The sequence below is a fragment of the Streptomyces sp. NPDC002386 genome (assembly GCF_053593175.1).
In genome coordinates, this window is record NZ_JBSFBX010000021.1 from 23211 (window position 1) to 41928 (window position 18718).

The following is an 18718-nucleotide window of genomic DNA, read 5'->3' on the forward strand; positions in this document are numbered from 1 at the left end:
GACGGCACGCCGCCGGAGCGCCGAAGCTCCGCCTGGCCGACCGGCGGCGGCACCACCGTTCCATCTGATCCGGGTGAACGGCCCGCAGAGGCGCGCCGGAGCAATGGACCCCCGTCATACCGGTCCCCGGGAGCCAGGCTCGCTGCGCTCTCCTCATCGCCGTGCCGCGCTCATGCCGCGACACCGAGAGAAGTCACCATGAGGGCAGCGGTATACGAAGGACCGCGAACCGTCACAGTGAGGGACGTACCGGACACGAAGATCGAACACCCCTGCGACATCATCGTCAAGATCACCACCACCAACATCTGCGGTTCGCCTGACATGGGCCCCTACCAGGGCGGCCAGGCGGAGCTGCTGCGCGTGCCCTACGGCGACTTCAACGCGCTGCGTCTGGGCGAGGACGCCGCCGAGCGACAGACCGACCGACCGGCTGCGCAAGGCGGAGGAGATCGGGGCCATCCCGATCAACACCGCCGAGCAGGATCCGGCGGAGGTCGTCAAGGAGGCCACCCTCGGTCTGGGCGCCGACAACGGCTGTGAGTGCGTCGGCTACCAGGCACACGCCCCCGAGGGAAACGAGGACGCCAGCCTCACGCTCAACGGACTGATCGACTCGGTCAGGTTCTCGGGCGACATCGGCGTGGTCGGCGTGTTCCTGCCCCAGGGCCCCGGCGGCGCGGAGGCCCAGGGGGAGCTGGAAGCTCAGGGCAAGGTCCCGATCGACTTCGGCATGATGTGGTTCAAGGGCCAGCGCACGGGGACCGGGCAGGCGCCGGTGAAGAAGTACAACCGGGCGCTGCGGGATCTGATCGCCGGCGGGAAGGCCGAGCCGAGTTTCGTCGTCTCCCACGAGCTCAGCCTGGACGAGGCCCCCACCGCCTACGAGCACTTCGACGCCCGTGACGAGGGCTGGACCAAGGTGGTCCTGCATCCCAACGGACACGGAACGGCCACAAGCGGTAAGAGACTCGAGGCCGCCGTGCCACCTGTTTCCCCCGGACCGGCCCGGGGGACGGATGCCGATCTGCCCGTGCGCCGGACGGGGCCGGGGGCGATCGCCGCGCTCCGGCCGGACCTGGACCGACAGCGACCTGCGCTCCGGCCCGGAGGACGGACGGCGGACGCTCAGCAGTGTCCGCAGTGGCAGCACCCCGTCCAGCGGCTGCGGCCGCCGGCCAGTTCGCGGGCCGTGTGGGAGGCTTCCTTGCCCGACGGCTGCCGCACCTCGAACAGGCCGACGCGACCCGGCAGGGCGCTCCGGCTAGGCTCACATCCGTGACGTTGCTGCGTGCCTTCGGGGAGGTCGTGCGATCCGGGCTCACGATCGAGGAGACGCGGCTGGAGCCGCTGCTCGCGCTGCGCACGGCCGCCGGGGTGGCGATCGTCATCGGGCCGACGCTGTGGCTGGTCTCCCCTGCGTATGCCGCGTCCGCCGCCCTCGGCGCCTACTCCGCGGGTGGGGCCACCTTCCAGCGCACCTGGCGTCCACGCAAGGTGATCGCGCTCGGCGCGGGCGCGGGTCTGGCGCTCAGCACCTTCGTGGGCTACCTGGCGGCGGGGCGACTCGTGACGCTCCTGCCGCTGCTGGCCGTATGGGCCTTTGCCGCGGGAATGGCGTGGGCCGTCGGATCGACCGCTGGGATCGTCGCAGCGACGACGGTCGGCAGCATGCTGGTGACCATCACCCTGCCCGCAAGTGTCGGGCGAGCCCTGGAGCACGCCGGGGTCATCGCACTCGGGGGCGTGACGCAGGCCGTGCTGATCCTGCTGTTCCCGATCCGACGTTGGGGAGCGCATCGTGACGCGCTCGCCGACGCCCTGGCCGCCGTGGCCGACTACGCCCGCCGGTTGCGGCACGACCCGACCGCCCCGCTCGACCCGGAGCCGTTGATGACGGCCCGGAACGCGGCTGCCGTGACGCCGTCACAGGCCCGCACCCGTCCCCCCGTCCTGCACGGCCCCCGGGGACTCGCCGAGCGCATTCGACCGGTGGTCGCGGCGCTCGCCGACCCGGACGTGGGCGCCCCCGCGGAGGGACCCGGGCGGGATCGCGCGCGGGAGTTGCTCGACGCGGCCGCCGACGTCCTGGATGCGGCCGCCCGTTCGATCCGACGCGGCTCTCGCGCCGAGGTGCGGCCCGAGAGCACGGACGTCCTGTGCGTCGACGAGGAGCACGAGGTGCTGGAGGGCCCAGCGCGGCAAGCCGCCGAGCGGCTCGTGGAACTGCTCGGCGAGGCGTTGGAGATCGCCGGATGCGGCTGCGCGCCCGGGAGGACGCCCACGCCGCCCGGCCCCGCCGGCGCCGAGTTCCTGATGCGCCCGACAATGCTCCGGCTGGTCCCGTTCGTCGTCCAGGCGGTCCGCCGTGAGCTCCGCCGGGACTCGCCCGTGTTCCGGCACGCCGTCCGCCTGGCGGCGGTGGCCACGCTCGGCTATCTGATCGCCGCCCGGCTCCCCCTGGGCCACGGCTACTGGGCGCCCATCGCCTCGGTGATGGTGATGCGGCCGGATTTCCACCAGACGTACGCGCGTGCGGTGGCCCGTCTCGCCGGGACTCTGGCGGGGGTCGCGCTCGCCACCGGGATGGTGCGGGCCCTGGGCCCGGACGCCCATGTGTTCGGCGCGCTGGCGGTGGTCTCGGCGGGCCTGTCGTACACGCTGATCCGTACCGGCTACGCCTACTCCCAGTGCTTCACTTCCGCGTACGTGGTCTTCCTGCTCGGCATGGGCGGCCAGGCGTGGGAGCAGACGGTCCCGGAGCGGGTGGTGCTCACCCTGCTCGGCGGGGTCCTGGCAATGCTGGCGTACGTGGTGTTCCCCGCATGGGAGACACCCCGGCTGCCGGGCAGGCTCGCGGACTGGCTCACCGCCAACGGTCGCTATGCGGCCGCGGTGCTCCGCAGCTACGCCGAACCGACCCAGGAGCATCGCGCCGACATGCGCAGGGCACTGCTGGCGAGCCGGGAGGCACGTGCCGCCTGGCAGGAGGCATACGACCGGGCAAGGCAGGAACCGGTCCGCCCCAGGGGTCTGACGTCGCGCGAGGCGCAGGAGGCGCAGGAGGCGCTCAAGAGGTTCGGCCGGGCGGCGATGCTCATGGAGAGCCACGTCCCACGGGCCGACAGCCGTGTCGTCCCCGAGGCGGAGCGGTTCGCCGAGGCCCTGGAGGCGGACACCGCGCAGGCGGCGGTCGCCGTGCGCGAGCACAGAAATCCGGACTGGGGGCGCGTGGAGGAGGCGCTCCACGCGTGGGGGGACGCCGCCGGCAATGGGAGCCCGATCGTGCGGCGCGAGGCGGAACTGCAAAAACGGGCCTTGGAAGACCTCGCGACAGCCGTGAGCCGCACACCCCTGGAACGGGACCTCGGCTCTGCTCGCGAGGAGCAGCGGGTGCGGGCCGCCGTGGCTGCGGAAGGTGACGGATCAGGGCACGCACACCAAGGTGGGTGACGGCGCCGGCGACGGGGCGCGCCGCGCCTCCTAAGGCGGGAGTAGTCTCCCGGCCGCGTCGAGCGCCGCAACACGTACGCCGGTGTGGCCATCACGGCGATCAGACCCGCCAGGGCCAGCAGTTCTGAGCCCGCCCCTTCTCACATGGCCGACCGGCCGTCGCCTCTCGCCTTGCGGTCGCCAGCAGTGACTGGCCGGCAACCGCACTCCTTGAAGAAGGACCCATCCCACGAGCAAGCTGTCGAGCCACGCATCAAGCCTCCCGAGCGGGCGCCGGGCGGCACAACAGGCCCCTGGTAGCCGCAAGTCAGCAACGCGGGACACCGCCCGGTCCAATGCTGACCTTTTGCTGACTTGGGCGCCGCGATCAGGGCTCTGACCTGCGAAAACACCCAAACGCTAGATCTTGGACTTGAACATGGTGCGCAGCATGAAGTGCTCCAAGGTATCGGCTCCCTGCCCGCTGTTTGCAGGTCAAGGGCGTCCCTCAATGTACACCGGCACCTGTCGGGGCCGGCGGTCGTTCACGGCCGACATCCGCCGCACCGTCGTCCCCGAGGAGGCACCCCGCGCGGTGTGGACGATGGCCACTACTCCATAAATCCATGGAATATTGTAAATAGGGTGGAGTGCCGTGCCCACCACCCAGCGCCGGATCTTGGAGACCACCCGATGGGCTGTTCAACGACCACGGCCTCGGCCTGGCCGCGGTCGGCCTGATCAAGGGCCTCTCTCCGATCCTGTGGGGCCTGGGACAGACGTACACCGGCCACCTCTCCGACCGTGTCGGCCGCAAACCCCTCATCGTCCACGGCATGCCCGTCCAGGCGGTCGGCTTCGTCCTCGCCCTCACCCTCCTCTGCCACCCCCTGCTCGCCGGGCTCCTCTCCGCGGTGTCCCTGGGCATCGGCACCGCCATGGTCTACCCGGCCCTGATCGCCTTGGTCTCCGACCACGCCCGCTCGGCCTGGCGGGCCAACGCCCTGGGCACCTACCGCTTTTGGCGCGACATCGGCTACGCCGTGGGTGCTCTCGTGGCCGGCGTCCTCGCCGACGCCTTCGGACTCGACGCGACCGTCATCGCCGCCGTTGTCCTCACCGCCGTATCCGGGTACCGACCGGCCCATCGCGCGGGGCGAAGGGCCCTGGCCCGGCCATCGGCGCGGGCGGAGGATGAGGGGTGTGAGAGGCCTCCGAGGAGGTGAGTTCCGGTGATGTACTGGGACGGAGGCGGCTGGGCCTGGATGGCGTTCATGCCGCTGTTGTGGATCGTGTTGATCGGGCTCGTGGTCTGGGCCGCGATTCACCTGGTGCGCCGCCCGAGCGGTGATCGGGGTGGCGGCACGGACCGCGGGTGGGCTTCCGGAGGGACCTCGCGGGAGACGCCGGAGGAGATCCTCGACCGGCGCTTCGCCTCGGGCGAGATCGACGCCGACGCCTATCACGAGGCGCGCAGGCATCTCTCCTCGTACCGGGCGAGGCCAGAGTGAACCGGCTGCGGGGCCGCGGACTGCCACTGGCCGTGCTGGTCGGTGCACTGGCCGCGCTGATCGCATCCGTGGTCTGGGTGGCGGGTGGCGACTTCGGACGGACGGGGCCCACCGCCATGAGGGGCACCCTCGCCCGCGACGGACCGGTACGCAACCTGACCGACGCGGACCACGCCGCCGAGCGCTTCGCCGGCCGGTGGAACCTGCACGTCGGCGAGATCATGCAGTTCAGCGAGAACTACTACGCGGAACTTCTCGACTCCCGCGGCCGTCACGCCACGGAGGTCCTCGTCGAGCCAGGCTCGGGCGCCGTACACCTGGAGTACGGGCCGGCCATGATGTGGAACACCGCCTACGGCATGATGCCCGGCTCGGGCATGCCCCCCGGCCGCGCCCAGAGCGGCGCCCCGGCCATCGGCCCCGACCGTGCCGTACGGATCGCTGACCAATGGCTGCGCGACCACCGCTCCGGGCTGTACGCCGCCCAGCCCGAGGCCTTCCCCGGCTACTACACCCTGCACACCCTGCGCGCCGGCCACATCGTCGGCATGCTCTCGGTCAACGCGGCCACCGGAGACGTCTGGTACCACACCTGGCACGGCCGCTTCCTCCGCCGGGGCCCGCAAACAGACTCGGCCCCGAGCCGTTGATCGGTGACAGGGCTTCCTGATCAGGGAACGCCCGTACGCCGGCACGCGGCCGCGCCACCGCTCGCGCACGAGCGGAAGCACTGCGGTGCCTGCCGGCCGAAGCATCCGGGCGACGAGCCCGACCTCACGGCGGCCGGATGGCCCGTCGCCGTCCGCACTGCCACCCCGCCACCCCGCCACCCCGCCACCCGTTGGCGCCTCCCGCAGTGCGGCACCTCCACGTACCGCGGAACCTCCTGCGCCTCGCGTCGCCCTGGCTCGTGGGCCCGGGGCGATCCGCAGCGGCTCAGTGGTGGGAGTGCCCCTTCCCGGGCTTTCCGCCCTTGCCTTCCTTGCCCTGTCGGTGGTCGTCCTGGCGCCCCTGCTCCTGATCTTCACGGCGTTCCCGCGCGGGCGGCGCCGTGACGGTGGGGGTGGCGGGGGGCGGGGAGGGTGTCGGGGTCGCGGACGCGGAGGTGACCGCCGTCGGGGCGGGAACGGACGGCGCCGAGGGTGTGTCGTCGCCGGCGTTCATCGACGCGCCGAGGGCGGCCGCGGCGGCGAAGAGGGCCAGACCGACGCCGCAGACGGCCGCTTGGGTGGCCCGTTTGCGGTGGCCGCGCCGACGGGAATGCGCCGCGGTGCGGAAGGGGCGGGCCTGCGGGCCCGGAGCGGGAACCGTGGGAGGCGCCGGCGTGGACGTGGTGCCGCCCGGCTCGGTCAGGGGCTGCGGTGTCTGGTGGAGACCGGCCAGCCAGTAGGCCGCTTCTTCGGCTGTGGGCCGGTGGGCCGGGTCCTTGGCGAGCAGGAGCAGGACGTAGTCGCAAAGTTGCCGCGGTATCCCGGGGCGCAGCCGGCTGGGCGGCGCCGGGACGCAGTCCACGTGCTGCTGAACCACGGCCAGCGCGGTGGCGCCGCGGAACGGGGGCCTGCCGGTGAGCAGTTCGTACAGCACACAGCCGAGGGAGTAGACGTCGGAGGCGGGCTGAGCGGGGCGCCCGAGGGCGCGTTCGGGGGCGAGGTAGTCGGCGGTACCGAGGATCTTCCCGGTGACGGTCAGGGAGCCGGCCGCTTCGTCGGCGAAGCGCGCGATCCCGAAGTCGGCGATCTTCGCGATGCGGTCGCCGGTCAGCATCACGTTGGCGGGCTTGACATCCCGGTGGATCACCCCGTGCTGATGCGCCGCGGCCAGACCGGCGGCCGTCTGAGCGGCGACGGCCGCCGCGTCCTGCGGGGCGAGGGCGCCGCGCAGGGATCGTTCCTGGGCCAGGCTCCAGCCGTCGACGAGTTCCATGACCAGGTAGAGCTGGTCATGGTGAGATCCGAAGTCGTACACGCCCACGACGTTCGGGTGGTTGAGCCGGCCCGCGGTCTGTGCCTCCAGGCGGAACCGCGCTGCGTCCGCGGCCTGCTCGGCGTGCAGTAGCTTGACCGCGACCAGGCGCCCGAGGAGCTGGTCGTCGGCCCGCCACACCTCCCCCATCGCACCGCGCCCCAGCCTTTCCTCCAACTGATAGCGGCCCGCCAACAGCCCGTGCACACACACCCCGATCATCACAACGCTCGTACTTCCCCCGGCCACGCCCCTCGAGGGCCGTGGTCGTTCAGCCGCCGGCCGGCCGATCAGGACCTGTTCTCCGCCCGGTCCGGACCGTCCTGGTCAGCAACGCGTACGGAGCAGGCAGACAGCGGGGGACGTACCTGCCTGGCCCTTGTGACGCGGCTGTTCGCCCGAAGAGCGGCGAGCGAGCACCACAGGGCCTCTGGGTCCCGGCCCATCTATACAGCGCCGACGAGTCCGGCGGTGTCACAGCACGAGCGGGTGGAGGGGCTGTCCGCCGGAACAGTACGACCCAATGCGCTCTTGGGCAGCCCCGGTTGGACGTACACCAGCCCGGTGCTTCGGCACTGCCTAGTCAACCCGGGGCACCAGGACGGCAGATGGTGCTCGCATCGGTGGACGGGGGCCGCTGCCGGCGCGAAGACAGGACCGGTGGCGGGCTCGCACCGGGTCAGGTGGGGCGCTGCGGCACGATGACCCTTTTGAACGGCGAAGCCAGACGGCCGCGAGGCGAGGGGGCTGGATACCGTCTCGCCCAAGGCTGCTCGAAGCGGCACGGACACGGTCGGGAAGGTCATTCTGTGCTGCTGCAGACGATGGGAGCGGTACTGCCGGCGGCCCTGGCCATCGCGCTCAGCCCGTGACGGACTCGCCGGACTCGGCCGGTGAACGGTCCTCCGCCATGGCCGTGGGCTTGCCGGCCCCGCTCCTGACCGGGATGCCACTGCCCAGCACGGCGGAGTGAATCCGCCCGTGCGAGCCGGTACCGCGGGCGAGTTGTCGAGCCGCGTGGCGAACCGTCCGCGCGGGAGCCAGGCATCCGCTCCGGGGCCCCGCCGAGGCGGTCACCCGGGTCACGTGCCTGGACGCCCCCGCGACCGGCGCTGACCGTCGTTCGCCGGTCAGGGGCGTTGCTTGGGGTACGCCGGATCAGCCGCCGCTCTTCCGCCTGAACGACCGCTGGCTCGAGGCCGGGCCGTGCGCCGCGCGTACCTTCGACGCGTTGGGGTTGGCGGCGGCCTCGGCGGCGTCCGACTGCGCACCGCGCTTGCGTGCCAGGGCCTCACGGAACTTGCGCTTGAGGTCGTAGTTGCCGTCGCTGTCCGGCGCCAGAGGGGTTGCCTCCGGGTCAACCGGCTCCGAACCTTCCGTGGACAAGGGCTCTTTGGTCATGGTGACCTCCTGGATCCGGGGGTGGGCGACCACAGCTTGTCATGCCGGGGCGCGGTACGGGGCGCGACATCGACCCGGTCGCCGCCGGGGCGGCGTCTCTCAGCCGTTGCGGCGCACGAGGGCGGCCTTGCGGGCCTCGGCGAGCTTGCGGGCCTCGTTGGCCTTCCGGGACCTGCCCCCCGCTCCGGCGGCACCGCCCTTGGCGGTGCCGAGGCCGCGGAAGGGAACGTTGGTGTTCTTGGGCCGGGGGGCGGCGGGCCCGCCGTCGAGCGGGGTGCCGGAGGGGGCCTTCGCGCCGGTGATCCGGCTCAGTTCCGCCTCGCCCGAGCGCACCTTGGTGACGGTCGCCTCGATGCCGGCCTCGGCCATGACGCGGCTCGTCTCGCGGCGCTGGCCCGTCAGCACGAGCGTGACCACGCGGCCGGACTCACCGGCGCGGGCGGTGCGGCCCGCGCGGTGCACGTAGTCCTTGGGGTCGGTGGGCGGGTCGACGTTGACGACGAGATCGAGGTCGTCGACGTGCAGGCCGCGGGCCGCGACGTCGGTCGCCACCAGAACGGAGATCTGACCGTTCTTGAACTGCGCCAGGGTCCGTGTGCGCTGCGGCTGGGACTTGCCGCTGTGCAGGGCCCCGGCGTGCACCCCGCTGGCCCGCAGATGCCGGGTGAGCTGGTCGACGGCGTGCTTGGTGTCGAGGAACAGCAGTACGCGGCCGTCGCGGGCGGCGATCTCGGTGGTGACGGCGTAGCGGTCGGGGCCGTGGACGACGAGGACGTGGTGCTCCATCGTGGTGGCCGTGCCCGCGGCCGGGTCGACCGAGTGGACGACGGGGTCGTGGAGGTGGTCCCGGACCAGTTGGTCCACGTCGCCGTCGAGGGTGGCCGAGAACAGCATCCGCTGACCGTCGGGGCGCACCTGGTCGAGGACGCCGGCGACCTGCGGCAGGAAGCCCATGTCGCACATCTGGTCGGCCTCGTCGAGCACGGTGATCGCGACCCGTCCCAGACGGCAGGCGTTGCGCTCGATCAGGTCGTGCAGGCGTCCGGGGGTGGCGACGACCACCTCGGCTCCCTGACGCAGCTCGGCGATCTGCCGGCCGATCGACATCCCGCCGACGACCGTGGCCGTCCGCAGCCGCAGTGCCTCGGCGTAGGGCGCCAGCGCCTGGGTGACCTGCTGGGCCAGCTCCCGGGTGGGCACGAGGACCAGCGCGAGGGGCTGCTTCGGTTCGGCGCGCCGACCGGCCGTGCGGGTCAGCAGCGGCAGGCCGAAGGCGAGCGTCTTGCCCGAACCGGTGCGCCCGCGCCCCAGGACGTCGCGCCCCTTCAGGGCGTCGGGCAGGGTGGCGGCCTGGATCGGGAAGGGCTCACGCACCCCGAGCCCGCTCAGTGTCCGCAGCACCTCGACGGGCAGTCCCAGGCCGGCGAAGGATACGGCCGGGGGCGGCGCGGGGGTCCCGGGCAGGCCGGTACCGCCGTGAGTGACGCCGGAGTCGTCGGGGTGCTTCATGCAACGCCTTCCGCAGGGGAACGTACCGAGGAAGGCCCGGCAGGATCGAACGGTTCGCGCGGGAGCGGAACCGGACTGGCACGACCGCCCACCGCGACGACCACGCAAAGGCGTGAGACTAACACGAGGGCATGCAGGGCGTCCGCCGGACCGGCGTCGCGGGTCACAGGCCCACGTCGCGGCGGCGGACGTCCTCCAGGGATTCCCGGCGGACGAGGAGGCGGGCCCGGCCGTCGCGCACGGCGACGACGGGCGGGCGGCCGACCAGGTTGTAGCCGGACGCCATGGACAGGTGGTAGGCGCCGGCCACGGGTACGGCCAGCAGATCGCCCGGCCTGACGTCGGCGGGGAGGTCCGCGTCGGCGGCGAGGACGTCGCCGGCTTCGCAGTGCCGGCCCACCACGGTCACCCGGGCCGGGCCGGCGGTGCTGTGCCGGCCGATCAGCCGGGGCGCGTAGCGGACGCCGTACAGGGCGGGGCGCGGGTTGTCGCTCATGCCGCCGTCGACGGCCACGAAGACCGCCTCGCCGGTGTGCTTCACGGACAGCACCCGGTACACAGCGACGCCCGCGGGTCCCACGACGGCCCGGCCGGGCTCGATGATCAGGCGGGGTACGGGGAGGCCGGCCGCGGCGCAGGCGCCGGCGAGTGCGGTACGGACGCGGCGGGCCAGGGTGGTGAGGTCCAGGGCGTCGTCGCCGGGCCGGTAGGCGACGCCGTGGCCACCGCCGAGGTCGAGTTCGGGCAGGACCAGGCCGTGCTGCTCGTGCAGGCGGCTCATGAGGCCGACCAGGCGGCGCACGGCGACCAGGTACGGCTTGACACCGGTGATCTGCGAGCCCAGGTGGCAGTGCAGTCCGGTGAGCTCGAGCTGCGGCTGGTCGAGTACGCGGGTGATGGCGTGCTGCGCGTAGCCGTCGGCGATGGACAGGCCGAACTGCTGGTCGTCGGTGCCGGTGCGGATCTTCTCGTGGCCGCCCGCGCTGATCCCGGGCACCACCCGGACCATGACCTTCTGATGGCCGCCGGAGCCGACGGCGGCGGCCAGCCGGGCGATCTCGGCGGGGCTGTCGATGACGATGCGGCCGACGCCGAGCCGCAGGGCGGTCTCCAGGTCGCGGGGTGACTTGGCGTTGCCGTGCAGCACGATCCGCTCGGGCGGGAAGCCGGTGGTGACGGCGAGTTCGAGCTCTCCGGCGGAGCAGACGTCGAGGCCGAGGCCCTCCTCGTCGACCCAGCGGGCCATCGCGCGGCACAGGAACGCCTTGGCCGCGTAGAGGACCTCCGCGTCGGGGAAGGCGTCCCGGTAGGTACGGCAGCGGTCGCGGACCTCGGCCTCGTCCAGGACGTAGACGGGGGTGCCGAAGCGGTCGGCGACGTCGGCCAGCGGTACGCCGCCCACGGCGGGGTCGCCGTGCCGGTGCTCGGTGGTGGAGGCGGGCCACACCGACAGGCCGGCCGCGGTGTCGGTCGTGGTGGTGGGTTCGTGGACCGTGGTCATCGTGGCTGCCCCTCTCAGGCGATCCGCAGCGCGGACGTCTCGTGCGCGACCGGCCCGGCCGGTGCCACCGGTGTGACAAAGGCGGCCGCCCGGGCGGTGAACCGCGGGTCGACCGTGACGGCGGTGACCCCGAGCGGCGCGGTCAGCGCGCGCAGCGCCGACTCGGCGAGCCGGATCCACCGCTGGCCGGGGCCCAGGGTGGCGGCCAGCCGGTGCTCGGAGGTGAAGCCGACGGCCGTGCGGACGCCGAGCGGGGTGCGGAAGAGCCGGGCCGCGCATCCGGAGGGTCCCGGCCGGACCGGTACGTACAGGGGTCCGGCCGGGAACCGATCGCAGGGCTCGGGGTCGTCGCCGTGGAGGAGTTCTGCCATGGGTGGTGCCTCTCTGCGGGCGGGGAGCGTGACATCGGTCGGTGAGACCCCGGACGCGGGGGAGGCGGTCCGGGGTTCGCTGTCGACGCTATGCCCGGGTGACCGGTCGCCGGAGCGGTCCTGACGGGACGCTGACGAGGGTCCGGACGGCTTTGACGGGATGCTGACAGTGCCGTGCGGGGAGCGCGGGGAGGACCCGGCCGCCGAACGGAGCAACGCGTCGGTCCGCGACCGTCCTCGGCTCCCGCGCCCCACCTAAGCTGATGGGTACGGGTGGAGAAGTGCCCCCCAGAGGATGAGAAGCCGGTGGCACACGTCGAGCAGCGGACGCCAGAGAACCCGGGCGTGCCCGGTGGGGTGCAGCAGGTCGAGCACCTGCCGTTCCACGAGCCCGCTCTGGCGGCTGTCCGCGTGGTGGCCCAGGGACTCGCGCTGGTCGCGGCCGCGCTCGGCGTGGTGGGCCTGACCGGCTGGATCGTCGGCAGCGACCTCCTGCGGACCGTGCTGCCCGACGCCGGGGCGTCGATGATGCCGAACACCGCCCTGGCGCTGCCGCTGCTGAGCTTCGCCCTGGTCGTCGCGGTACGCGGACCCGCCGCCCGGTGGCCGGCTCCCGCGGCCCGCGCGGCGGCGGGACTGGTCGTCCTCATCGGCGGACTGACCCTCGTGGAGTACGTGGCAGGGGTGAGCCTGGGCATCGACCAGGTCCTGTTCGGGCCGACGGCCGGAGGCGCCACCGCGGCACCCGGACGGATGGCGCCGAACACGGCCGCGGCCCTGCTTCTCCTCGGCCTGGCGTCACTGTCCGCGCTCCTGCCCCGGCTGCCCGCCTGGACGGGCCAGATACTCGGCCTGGGCGCCGTCGCGTTGGGCATGGTCCGGATCTACGGGTTCGCGTACCACGTGCCCCAGCTGGAGCGGTTCGGCGCCTATACGGGGATGGCCCTGCACACCGCCGTGGCCGTGGTGCTGCTGGGAGTCGCGGCCTTCCTGGCCAGGCCCGGCGAGGGCCCCGCCGGACTGCTGTGGAACGCGGGCACGACCGGAGCGCTGGGACGCCGGCTGATGCTCACCACCCTGATCGCGCCGCTGCTGCTGGGCTGGCTCGTCCTGGCCGGTGAGAGCGACGGGCTGTACGGGCCGCGGATGGCGACCGCGCTGCTGGTGTGCGGCCACGTGGTCGTGTTCAGCGTGGTCACCTTCACCGCCCTGGTCACGGGCCGCCGCATCGAGGTGGCGCACGCCCGGGCCGAGTGGCAGGTGCGGCAGAACGAACTGCTCCAGGCGTTCATGGACCACACGCCCGCGGTCGTGTTCGTCAAGGACCTCTCGGGGCGGTACCTGGCCGTCAACACCATGTTCGAGGAGAGCGTCGGTCTGTCCCGCGGGCAGGTACTGGGCCGGCGGGACCGGGACGTCATGGCGGCGGAGCTCGCGCGGCACGCCCGGGCCGCCGACCTCGAGATGCTGGAGAGCGGCGGCCCCGTGCAGCGGCAGGAGCGACTCACCCTCCCGATCGGGACGCGGGACTACCTCACCAGCCTGTTCCCGCTCAAGGATCCGTCGGGCTCGCCGTACGCCATCTGCGGGGTGACCACGGACATCACCGAACGGGTCGCCGCCCAGCGCGAGGTCGAACGGGTGAACCGGCGGTTCCTCGCCCTGCTGGAGTCCGCCCCCGACGCCACCGTGATCGCGGACGCGGACGGCACCATCGTCATGGCCAACGCCCAGGTCGAGCGGCTGTTCGGGTACGCCCCCGCCGGTCTGGTGGGAAGAAGCGTCGTCGACCTGGTACCCGGCCGGATGCGCGCACGGCACAGGGCTCTCCTCCTCCGCTACCTCGCGACGCGCGAGCCGAGGCCGATGGTCCTGGACCAGGGCCTGTACGGGCTGCACGGCGACGGAGGCGTCTTCCCCGTGGAGGTCAGCGTCAGCTGTTCGCGGGGCGAGCACGACACCCTGGTCTTCCTGACCGCCCGGGACATCAGCGAACGCCGCCAGATCGAGGAGGAGCGCGCCGAGCGCTACGAACAGCAGCGCCGTGTCGCCTACACCCTGCAGCACAGCCTCATGGGAGAGCCGCCGCCGCTGCCGTATCTGCCGAGCGCCCACCGGTACCTGGCGTCCGTGCAGGACCCGGGGGTCGGGGGCGACTGGTTCGACGTCATCCCGCTGGGCGGGCGCCGAACCGGCGTCGTCATCGGCGATGTGATGGGCCGGGGCCTGGAGGCCGCGGCGGTCATGGGGCAGCTGCGCGCCGCGTCCCACGCGCTGGCCCGCACGGGCATCGAGCCGTGTCACCTCATGAGGGGCCTGGACGCGTTCGTGGGTGACCTGGCGGATCAGCTCGTCACCTGCCTGTATCTGGTGATCGACCAGGACGCCCACGAGGTGACGCTGTGTTCGGCCGGGCACCTGCCGGTCGTCGTGCTGCCGCCGGAGGGCCCCGCCCACCGCCTGACCGCACCGGTCGGTGTGCCGCTCGGGGTCAGCGACCTGTGCGGCGACTCGGTGCCGTACCGGGCGACGACCCTGCCGCTCGGACCGGGCAGCACGCTCGCGCTCTACACCGACGGGCTGGTCGAGCGGCCCGGCACCGACATCGACGCGCAGATCGGCATACTCGCGGACACCCTCGGCGCCCTCCTGGCGGACGGTCAGGCGGACGCGGAGACGCTCGACCGGGCCGCGGCCAAGCTGGTGGAGACGCTCATCCCGGACACGGCGGCGCACGACGACGACGTGACCCTGCTGCTGCTCGGCATCCCCCGTACCGACCGCGGTCCGGTGCGGCCCGGCCCTCAGGGCGGCGCACCGTGAGCCGCCGTCCTCCGCCGCGCCGCGGTCCTCGGCCCGCCCCGCCCGGGGGCGGTCGTCAGGCCGCGGCCACGTTGCCGGCGGCGGGCGGGTTCACGTCCGGGAGCGGCAGCTCCGTCCAGATCGTCTTTCCCGTCGCCGTGTAGCGGGTGCCCCAGCGCTGGGCGATCTGGGCCACCAGGAACAGTCCCCTGCCGCCTTCTTCCGCCGGCCCGGCGCGTCGCATGCGCGGGGAGGTGTTGCTGGCGTCGGACACCTCGCAGGTGAGGGTGCGTGCGTGGATCAGCCGCAGGCCGATGGGGCCGCTGGCGTGCCGCATCGCGTTGGTGACCAGCTCGCTGACGATCAGTTCGGTCGTGAAGACGAGGTGGCCGAGGCCCCACTTCGTCAGCTGTGCCACCGCCTCCCGCCTGGCTTCCTGCACCGCCGACGGGGTGGCCGGGATCTCCCAGGAGGCGACCTGGTCGCGGCTCAGACTCCGGGTCCGCGCCAGGAGGAAGGCCACGTCGTCGTCGGGGCGGTCCGGCAGCGCCAGACGGACCATGGTGTCGCACATCTCCTCGAGCGGCCGGTCGGGATGGGCCAGCGCGAAGCACAGCCGCTCCAGACCGGTGTCCACGTCGTGGCCGTGGGCCTCGATCAGTCCGTCGGTGAAGAGGGCTATGACGCTCCCTTCCTCCATGTCGACGTCGACCGACTCGAACGGCAGGCCGCCGAGTCCGAGCGGTGGTCCGGGGGGCACGTCGAGGAAGCCCACGGGTTCCCGGAGACGCGAGACCCCCGGGCTGGGGTGTCCGGCACGGGCGACGCAGAGTCTGCGGGCGATGGGGTCGTACACGGCGTACACGCAGGTGGCGCCGGTGACCGCCGCTCCGCCCGTGTTCGCCTCGGCCTCCTCGGCCAGACGCAGGACCAGGTCGTCGAGGTGTCCCAGCACCTCCTCCGGCGGGAGGTCCATGTCGGCGAGCGTCTGGACGGCCGCGCGCAGCCGGCCCATGCTGGCCGCGGCGTGGATGCCGTGCCCGACGACGTCACCGACCACCAGGGCCACGCGGGCGCCGGACAGCGGAATCACGTCGAACCAGTCTCCGCCCACCCCGGCCTCGGCGTCCGCCGGCAGGTACCGGTACGCGACGTCCACCGCCATGTGCTGGGGCAGCGCGGGCGGCAGCAAGCTGGTCTGCAGCGCCAGCGCCGCGCCGTGCTCACGGGCGAAGCGTCTGGCGTTGTCGACGCACACGGCCGCCCTGGCGCACAGCTCCTCCACGAGCAGCAGATCGTCGTCGTCGAACGGCTCGGGGTTCTCCCAGCGCAGCAGGGTCACCACACCCGCCGTCGCTCCGCGTGCCCGCAGCGGCACCGCGACGTGGGAGTGCACGCCGATGTCGACGAAGGGGGCCCGGCGCAGCGGATCCTCCGTGAGCCAGGGCGTCGACGGTGTCACGGCCGTCCGTACGGTCCGGCCGAAGAGCAGACAGGTGCTCTGCGGGGACCGCGCCGGGTACTGCGTCGAGGCGCCGATCGGCACGACCACTTCGGGGTGGTCCGCCCGGATCGAGAGGTGGGCGGCCCGGTACAGGCCGGCCTGACCGCTCGGAGGACGCTGACGCACCGCGAGCTCCTCCGCCGCCCGGACGTCGTCGAGCAGGTCCACCGCGGCGAAGTCCGCGACCCGGGGCACCAGGAACTCGGCCAGCTCCGCGACCGTGCGGTCGAGGTCCAGAGTGGTGCCGATGAGTTCGCTCGCCTCGCTCACCAGCAGGAGCCGTTGCCGCGCGCGGTCCTGGTCCGCGAAGTCGACGGCGGTCTGGCACACCCCCAGGGTGGCTCCGGACGGGTCTCGCACCGGGAAGGACGCGCGCAGCCTGAGACGTGCCGGAAGCTGCGGGCGCGTCGTCCCGTCCTTGGCCGAGGGGGCGATGTGCTCGATGGACCGCAGGCTCTCGCCGCTCGCCAGCACCTGCCTGGCCTGCCGTTCCACCGCCGGCATCGGCACCATGCGGCCGCCCGGGACGGGCGGGGGCGGACTGAGGCCGTCGTCGGGTGCGAGACCTTCCATGCGAAGGAGGATGTCGTTGACCCATTGGCAGCGCACCTCGGTGTCCAGCACGGCCACACCGATCGGTGAGTGGTCCAGGAGTCCGTGCACCGCTGCCTCGCGCAGCTCCCACAGGTCCAGGCCCGGGGCCGCACAGGCGGCCACGAGCCGGCCGCCGCGCCCGTGTCTTCCGGTGAGGTCGCGGACCCTCAGGGCGAGCCGCACCGGGTGGCCGGAGCGGTGCCGCAGTGAGACGTGACGGTCGCCCGTGAACCGGCCGAGGCCGGGCTCCGCCGACCCGCCGCTCAGCAGTGATGTCGCCGGACGCCCCAGCACGTCGGCCGCCGGATGGCCGAGCAGTCCCTGGGCGGCGGCGGTCCAGTACTCGACCAGGCCGTCCTCGTCCACGACCATCAGCGCGACGGCCGAGAGGCCGAACGGATCGGTCAGGTCATCACTGCGAGGCACACAGAAAGCGCCCATGCCGGTCCCATCCACACGTGGGCCCCTGTTCCCAGGCTCTCACACCCCGTGGAGCACCGGCGCCCGCTGACCCGCGTGCGGCGTGCAGGCCTGCGGCGGTGGCCTCACCGGACGCGGGTGAGGCCACCGCCGCAGGGGCACGGCCCGGGCGGGCCGTCCGTCAGGACGGGCAGCCCGAGTCGGCGATCACGTAGTAGCCGGACGAGGTCTCCTCGAGGGTGTGGGTGACGGCGACGTTGTAGAGGCCCATGCTCTGGTTGGAGCCGTTGGCGTAGACGTAGCCGAGGCTCTGGTGGGCGCGGCCCGCCGCGACCTGGTTGTAGTTGTTGTCGGTGAAGCACTGCGGCCGGTACCCGGTGGTCGTGGCCGTGACCGCCGACGACCGTGTGCCGGCCGTGCCGGCGGAGTCCGCGGCGGCGACGGTGTAGGTGTACTTCGTGCCGGAGCCCAGCCCCGTGTCGGTGTACGACGTACCCGTGGTCGAGCCGACCTTGCCGCCGCCGCGGTACACGTCGTACGACGCCGCGCCGCTCACCGCGGACCAGGCCAGGGACGCGGTGGTGTCGGTCGTGCCGGTGACGGTGAGCCCGGTGGGTGCCGGGAGGCCGCCGGTGCCGCCTCCGCCCGCGCCGTCCAGGCCCCAGAACTTCGCGGTCCAGTACGACGAGCAGATGTAGTTGAGGTAGTAGGTGCCGGTGCCGCCGCACTGGTCGGAGCCGGAGCCCGGATTGACGGCGAGTCCGTGCGCCATGCCGGAGACGGAGAAGGTCTCCACGGCGGGCCTGCCGCCCGGGTCGTTGTACACGGCCTGTGTGGTGCCGCCGGTCAGGGTGGTGGTCGAGGACGGGGTCCGGCTGATGCCCCAGACGTCGGTCCACTGGTCGCGTATCTCGGTGGCGTTGGCCGGGTTCACCGTGGTGTCGGCGGTGCCCTGCCAGACGGCGACGCGCGGCCAGGGCCCGCCCCACCCGCCGGAGGCGCTGCGGACCGCGTCGCCCCACTGCTTCGGGGTCTTGCTGACGGCACTGTTCTGGCAGGTCAGACCGCTGGGGAGATCGGTCGCGCAGCCTGCCGGGATGCCGGAGTCGATCGCGCCGCCCGCGAACACGTCGGGGTAGTCGGCGAGCATCACCGAGGTCATGGCGCCGCCGGCGGACAGCCCGGTGACGTAGACGCGGCCGGGGTCGCTGCCGTACTGGGACTTGGCGTGGTCGACCATCTGCTTGATCGACAGCGCCTCGCCCTGGCCCCGGGTGTAGTCGGCGGACTGGAACCAGTTGAAGCAGGAGTTGGCGTTGTTGGAGCTGCTGGTCTGCGGGAAGACCACGGCGAAGCCGTACATGTCCGCGTACTTCGGCCAGCCCGAGTGGCCGTAGTAGTCGCCGGCGCTCTGGGTGCAGCCGTGCAGGGCCACGACGAGCGGCGCGCCGGAGGGCAGGTTGTCGGGGGCGTACTGGAACATCTGCAGGTTGCCCGGGTTCGAGCCGAAGCCCGTGACCTGCTGCAGGCTCGCTGCCCGCGCCGGGGTCGGGGAGAGTCCGAGGACCACGGCGATCAGGGACAGGACCAGCGCGGCCGTGGAGGCGGGGCGCGGCCACGAGCGGCGCGGCAGTGGGTGGGGGGAAGTGGGGTTCATCGTGCCACCTGGGTGATCGCGACGGGTGGGGAGGCCGGGGGCAGCCGCGCTCCG

12 protein-coding genes and 1 pseudogene are annotated in these 18718 nt (G+C 73.0%); 6 read left to right on the forward strand and 7 right to left on the reverse strand.

The features are described 5' to 3' along the window. Positions 1-198: 198 nt before the first annotated feature. From ACWCPN_RS31925 to ACWCPN_RS31945, 5 genes and pseudogenes are all read left to right on the forward strand, one after another. A pseudogene (locus ACWCPN_RS31925) lies at positions 199-937 on the forward strand (hypothetical protein); the annotation flags it as partial. A 341-nt stretch (positions 938-1278) separates the two neighbouring features. After that, a complete protein-coding gene (locus ACWCPN_RS31930; protein WP_451213348.1) occupies positions 1279-3453 on the forward strand; it encodes an FUSC family protein in 2175 nt (724 codons plus the stop codon). 629 nt (positions 3454-4082) lie between these two features. Beyond that, on the forward strand, positions 4083-4658 hold the full coding sequence (locus ACWCPN_RS31935) for an MFS transporter (RefSeq protein WP_451213351.1): 576 nt from the start codon (positions 4083-4085) through the stop codon (positions 4656-4658). Positions 4659-4664: 6 nt separating this feature from the next. Beyond that, a complete protein-coding gene (locus ACWCPN_RS31940; protein WP_451213354.1) occupies positions 4665-4943 on the forward strand; it encodes an SHOCT domain-containing protein in 279 nt (92 codons plus the stop codon). Continuing rightward, on the forward strand, positions 4940-5593 hold the full coding sequence (locus ACWCPN_RS31945; RefSeq protein ID WP_451213356.1) for a hypothetical protein: 654 nt from the start codon (positions 4940-4942) through the stop codon (positions 5591-5593). Before ACWCPN_RS31940 ends, ACWCPN_RS31945 begins: the two co-directional genes overlap by 4 nt. Before the next feature lie 286 nt (positions 5594-5879). On the opposite strand, the gene ACWCPN_RS31950 is transcribed toward ACWCPN_RS31945, so the two are convergent. The 5 genes from ACWCPN_RS31950 to ACWCPN_RS31970 form a co-directional block, all read right to left on the reverse strand. Further along, on the reverse strand, positions 5880-7127 hold the full coding sequence (locus ACWCPN_RS31950; RefSeq protein ID WP_451213359.1) for a protein kinase domain-containing protein: 1248 nt from the start codon (positions 7125-7127) through the stop codon (positions 5880-5882). Between the two features lie 936 nt (positions 7128-8063). Next, positions 8064-8306 (reverse strand): DUF5302 domain-containing protein, encoded by a 243-nt coding sequence (locus tag ACWCPN_RS31955; protein WP_451213362.1) that lies wholly within the window; start codon positions 8304-8306, stop codon positions 8064-8066. A 99-nt stretch (positions 8307-8405) separates the two neighbouring features. Next, positions 8406-9815: a DEAD/DEAH box helicase gene (locus tag ACWCPN_RS31960; protein WP_451213365.1), complete on the reverse strand. Its 1410-nt coding sequence runs from the start codon at positions 9813-9815 to the stop codon at positions 8406-8408. Between the two features lie 163 nt (positions 9816-9978). After that, the gene (gene lysA, locus ACWCPN_RS31965; RefSeq protein ID WP_451213368.1) at positions 9979-11316 is read right to left on the reverse strand and encodes a diaminopimelate decarboxylase; all 1338 of its coding nucleotides are present in this window, start codon (positions 11314-11316) and stop codon (positions 9979-9981) included. Between the two features lie 14 nt (positions 11317-11330). Further along, positions 11331-11687 carry an SAV_915 family protein gene (locus ACWCPN_RS31970; RefSeq protein WP_451213370.1) on the reverse strand — a complete coding sequence of 119 codons (357 nt, stop codon included), beginning with the start codon at positions 11685-11687 and terminating at the stop codon, positions 11331-11333. Between the two features lie 306 nt (positions 11688-11993). On the opposite strand from ACWCPN_RS31970, the gene ACWCPN_RS31975 reads away from it, so the two are divergent. Next, complete coding sequence (locus ACWCPN_RS31975; protein WP_451213373.1) at positions 11994-14510, forward strand: SpoIIE family protein phosphatase; 2517 nt, start codon at positions 11994-11996, stop codon at positions 14508-14510. Between the two features lie 55 nt (positions 14511-14565). On the opposite strand, the gene ACWCPN_RS31980 is transcribed toward ACWCPN_RS31975, so the two are convergent. Further along, a complete protein-coding gene (locus ACWCPN_RS31980; RefSeq protein ID WP_451213376.1) occupies positions 14566-17013 on the reverse strand; it encodes a SpoIIE family protein phosphatase in 2448 nt (815 codons plus the stop codon). A gap of 175 nt (positions 17014-17188) precedes the next feature. Next, entirely contained in the window at positions 17189-18664 is a 1476-nt protein-coding gene (locus ACWCPN_RS31985; protein ID WP_451213379.1) for an extracellular catalytic domain type 1 short-chain-length polyhydroxyalkanoate depolymerase, read from the reverse strand. Positions 18665-18718 lie beyond the last annotated feature (54 nt).